Below are 4,254 nucleotides of genomic sequence, written 5' to 3'. Positions count from 1 at the left end.
CACCGACCTGTCCTCACTCGGCGGCGACGAACTCCTCGACCAACTCATCGCCGGCGGGTTCCTGCTGTGCGGCACGCCCGAAGAGGTCTGCGAGCAGGTCGCGCAGTACCAGGAAGTCGGCTGCGACCAACTGGTCTTCGGCCTCAGCGCCACCATGTCCCAGGACGAGAACCTCGAAATGATCGAGCTGTTCGGGGACCACGTGATCCCCGAGTTCGACAAGAACCCGGAGCACTCCACCTCGGTCTACCGCCGCAACGCGCCGGGCCCGAAGTACCCGCCGTTCAACGGCCCGGTCAACCCGGACCTGAAGCACACGGTTCTGCCGATCAACGCGATCAAGCAGATCGGGGAATAGCCTTCGCCGTGCCCAACAGCCCCCACCGCCGTGGCGCCCGCCGACGCCACGGTGGTGGGATACGCCGCGGGATCAGCGACTGCCCGGCACTGTCTCCAGCACGACAACGGGGATCGAACGGTCGGTTTTGGCCTGGTAGTCCGCGTATTCGGGGTATGCGTCGACGGCCCGGGTCCACCACAGGGCCTTCTCGTCACCGACCACCTCACGGGCGAGCATGTCCTGGCGCTTCGGCCCATCCTGGAGTTCCACCCGGCGGTCGGCCGTCACGTTGCGGTACCACTGCGGGTGCGTCGGGGCGCCCCCTTGGGAGGCGATGAGCGCGTACGCGCCGTCATGTTCAACACGCATGACGGGTGTCTTGCGGACGGCACCGCTGACGGCTCCTCGGGTGGTGAGCACGACGATAGGCAGGCCCCGGAAGGTCGCCCCGTCGACTCCGTCGGAGCTTTCGTACGCGTCGACTTGCTCGCGCACCCACTTGTGCGGACTGGGGACGTACTGACCGTCCAGCGGCATGGGGTCTCCCATCAGTATCAAACTCGGGATGCTTCGACGATCGCCTTGTGGCGGGCACAACCTTGCCCGCGCACGGCGAGCCACGGCGAGCCACGGCGAGCCACGGCGAGCCACGGCGAGCCACGGCGGCCGTATAATATACGCTATACGATAATTACGTCCGTGCCGCGAAGGCCGCAGGCGGCTTCCCTCCGATCGCTTGGGTGATTCGGCCGCAGCCCTCAAGCAGGCGCCGCCCGGCGCGCTCGATGTCACGCGTGCTCATTTCCCGGTGCGGTTGCAGCGAAAGGTTCATCTGCGTGCGACCCTCGCCATCGAACACCGGAGCGCTCAGGGCGCTGACAGCATGCCGCCCATGGTCTTGAAGGTCGCCGGGCATGTACTCGGCCTGACGGAGTTCGGCGAGCAAAGCCATCACCATCGGCCTCAGGCCGTCGGCGAGCGGATCGTCGCCGAGATCGGCGAGGGCATGACGCAGCTGCACCACAGCCGGGGTCAGGCGCTCCACGCTGTAGCCGCGCATCCGGATCGCGGCAAGCGAGTCGAGCAATTGCTCGCGCGGAGCGGTCCGTTCGGTGCGTGTTGCCCAGTCATCGATGACGGCCCGACCGGCCCAGGCCACGAAGACACCCCCAAAGGGCGGGGCCAGCGGGATCCGGCGGCCGATGCGGACGGACGCGGCTTCCGCGCCGGTGCCCGCCCGCGCAACGATCACCAGCCGGCCTTCGCTGCGGATGGCGGCCGTTGCCTGCATCCCGAGTTCCTCCGCCAGCGCCACCACTTCGGCATTCGCCAGGTGGACGGCCGGATATGCCTTCTCGGCCGCGCGTCCGGCCGCCACCAGTGCCGGACCCAGCATGAACGTCTTGTCGATGGGGTTGCGAGTCAGGTAGTCGGCGCCGGCGAGACTGGCGGTCACCGCGTGACAGGTGGCCTTGTTCATACCCAGCGCGCGGGCGATGTCGCTGAGACTGAGCGCCTGCTCGGGGCGACTGGCCAGCAACTCCAGTATGCCGAGAACCCTGTCGGTCGGCGGCGACGGAGTGGCCTTCACCAGTGGCTCCGAGCTGTGGGCACCATCGAGGCCGAGCATGTCCCTTCCCATCTTTCGCATCCGGCTTCGGATGTGGTCACTCTCCCTGCGGTCTCGCCGGAGCATCCACGCACACGGCGGACGCTGCCGACACGGGTGGTCGCGGGCGCAACCGCCCGAAGCATCCGAACCATTACGCCACCACCGATCCGTTGCGGAGATGTTGCTCACGACCTCTGGCGCAACCTCGTCAACTTTCGAATAATCGCACATACAGTTCGTATATTCGAGGAGTTCGCATCATGAGCGGCCAGGCACGGGCGGCAGTCTTTCTCGGGAACGGCTCTTACGAGGTACGGGAGTTCCCCATCCCCGACCCGCCTGCGGGCGGGGCGGTGCTCAAGGTGGAGGCTGTGGGTATGTGTGGCAGCGATGTCATGCAGTTCCATGGCCAGAGCCACGTTCCCGGTGAGGCCAGCCCGGTGATCCCCGGCCACGAGATCGTCGGTCGGCTGACCGCGGTGACACCGGAGGCGGCAGCCAACTGGGGTGTGACCGAGGGCGATCGGGTCTGCGTCGACGAGATCGTCAAATGCGGCCGCTGCGCGTCCTGTCTGGCCGGCGGCGTCGGGCTTTGCGCGAATCTCCAGCTGTACGGCTACACCATGGGTCCGGACCACGAGGGCGGCCTCTGGGGTGGCTACGGGGAGTACCTCCGGCTCCTCCCCAACACCCACCTGATGAAGGCGCCCGAGGGACTGACGCCGGCGGAGCTGACCGTCTTCGAACCACTGGCGAACTCCCTCAACTGGGTGTCGTCAGTGCGGGTGGGGCCGGGCGACATCGTCGTCGTACAGGGTCCGGGCCATCAGGGCCTTCTCTGCGCGGCCGCCGCTCTGGCCTGCGGTGCCAGCCAGGTCATCGTCACCGGAACCGGCGCCGACGGTCTGCGTCTGAAGACGGCCACGGCACTGGGCGCACACGAGGTGATCGACGCCGAGGCCGAGGACGTCGTGGCCAGGGTCGGCGAGTTGACCGGCGGACGTATGGCCTCCGTGGTCATGGACCTGACGCCGGTCACCTCGACTGTGCGCACCTCGCTCGAATTGACGGGCATGTCCGGCGCTCGCATCGCGTTCGCCGGCCTCAAGCACTTCACCCCGGTCGACGGCCTGCTCACCGACCTCATCACGCTGAAGAACATCACCATCCAGGGTTGCGCAGGATCCACCCCGGGCTCGATGGAGCAGGCCGTCCGGCTGCTCGCCGACCATCCCGACATCGCGCGCAACATGTCCGGCACGCACGTCACACTCGACACCGTCGAGCACGGCATCGCCCTCCTCGAACGCCGTGCGGAGGGAGAGGACGCGGTTCACGTGAGCCTGGTGCACGAAGACTGAGGCCACTCGTCGTCGCTGCCGTCGACGAGCGTCCGGGGGTGGTTGGCACCGTGCCGAGGGACCAGCCACACCCGGGGGCCGAGAGAGATGCAGTCTCGCGCCCATGGGCAGCTCTCAGGCACCGCCCCGTGCAAACCAGAGGCGACGGGCTGTTCCACGGAGAATCGCAGAACGTCCGGGCATGCTGCGCCTACGCACGGCCTTGTGCCAACGCCAACATCTCGGGGTAGGTCGTTCAGAAGGCGAGCACGCCGCGGGCGATGCGGCCGTTGTGCATGTCGTCGAGAACGTCGGTGAATGCGTTCGACGGATAGACCTTGGACACCAAGGCGTCGAGGTCGAACTTCCCCTGCCGGTAGAGCTCGACGATCGCCCGGATGTCCTCGTGCGGCCGGATTCCGCCCGCACGGGTACCCAGGATTCCGCGGTCGCACTGGAGGAGATTGGCGATTCGGATGTTCGCGGTGGCGGTCTGCGAAGGCTGCCCGACCGCGATCAGCGTGCCGCCCCAGTCGAGGGCTTCGAGGGCGTTCTCCAGAACCGCCGGAACACCGGTGCATTCGAAGATCCAGTCCACGCCGCCCGCCCCGGCGGGGCCGACATGTGCATTGTCGCTGTGGGGCAGGAGGGTGCGGATCTCGTCCGCGACGTCGACGCCCTTGCCGGCCTGTACGAAGTCGGTCGCGCCGAACTGCCGGGCCAGGTCGAACTTCCCCGGGACGGTGTCGACGCCGACGACCCGCCCGGCGCCCTTGAGGCGCAGCGCCTGCACCGCGGACAGCCCGACTCCGCCCAGTCCGATCACCGCGGCCGTCTGGCCGGGTTGGATACTGGCTCGGTTGAATACCGCTCCGGCGCCCGTCGTGACGCCGCAGGGGACCAGGCAGGCGGAGGTCAGCGGCACGTCCTTGGGGATCGTGACGCACTGGATCTCCTTGACC

Annotated in this window: 4 protein-coding genes and 1 pseudogene; 2 read left to right on the top strand and 3 right to left on the bottom strand. The window is 67.8% G+C overall.

What is annotated here, in order from left to right; all coding sequences use genetic code 11:
• Positions 1-358, top strand: a pseudogene (locus tag ACRX5S_RS41015) (hypothetical protein); the annotation flags it as partial.
• 72 nt (positions 359-430) lie between these two features.
• Here ACRX5S_RS41015 and ACRX5S_RS41010 read toward each other — a convergent pair.
• Together ACRX5S_RS41010 and ACRX5S_RS41005 are read right to left on the bottom strand one after the other, a co-directional pair.
• Positions 431-877 (bottom strand): nitroreductase family deazaflavin-dependent oxidoreductase, encoded by a 447-nt coding sequence (locus ACRX5S_RS41010; protein ID WP_436778392.1) that lies wholly within the window; start codon positions 875-877, stop codon positions 431-433.
• Between the two features lie 154 nt (positions 878-1,031).
• Complete coding sequence (locus ACRX5S_RS41005; protein ID WP_436778391.1) at positions 1,032-1,970, bottom strand: IclR family transcriptional regulator; 939 nt, start codon at positions 1,968-1,970, stop codon at positions 1,032-1,034.
• Between the two features lie 242 nt (positions 1,971-2,212).
• Between ACRX5S_RS41005 and ACRX5S_RS41000 the strand changes: the two genes are divergently transcribed.
• Positions 2,213-3,313 (top strand): zinc-dependent alcohol dehydrogenase, encoded by a 1,101-nt coding sequence (locus tag ACRX5S_RS41000; protein WP_436778390.1) that lies wholly within the window; start codon positions 2,213-2,215, stop codon positions 3,311-3,313.
• Between the two features lie 235 nt (positions 3,314-3,548).
• Here the strand turns inward: ACRX5S_RS41000 and ACRX5S_RS40995 are convergent.
• Positions 3,549-4,254: zinc-binding dehydrogenase (locus ACRX5S_RS40995; RefSeq protein WP_436778389.1), on the bottom strand; the 706-nt coding region annotated here is incomplete at its 5' end.

The organism is Yinghuangia sp. YIM S09857 (genome assembly GCF_051388915.1).
Taxonomy (GTDB): Bacteria; Actinomycetota; Actinomycetes; order Streptomycetales; family Streptomycetaceae; genus Yinghuangia.
The sequence above is the reverse complement of the archived record's forward strand: the minus strand, read 5'-3'. Positions and strand labels throughout refer to the sequence as shown.

Coding starts and splice junctions, on each gene's coding strand:
- ACRX5S_RS41010 (WP_436778392.1), bottom strand. CDS start 877: ATGCCGCTGGACGGTCAGTACGTCCCCAGTCCGCACAAGTGGGTGCGC.
- ACRX5S_RS41005 (WP_436778391.1), bottom strand. CDS start 1,970: ATGCTCGGCCTCGATGGTGCCCACAGCTCGGAGCCACTGGTGAAGGCC.
- ACRX5S_RS41000 (WP_436778390.1), top strand. CDS start 2,213: ATGAGCGGCCAGGCACGGGCGGCAGTCTTTCTCGGGAACGGCTCTTAC.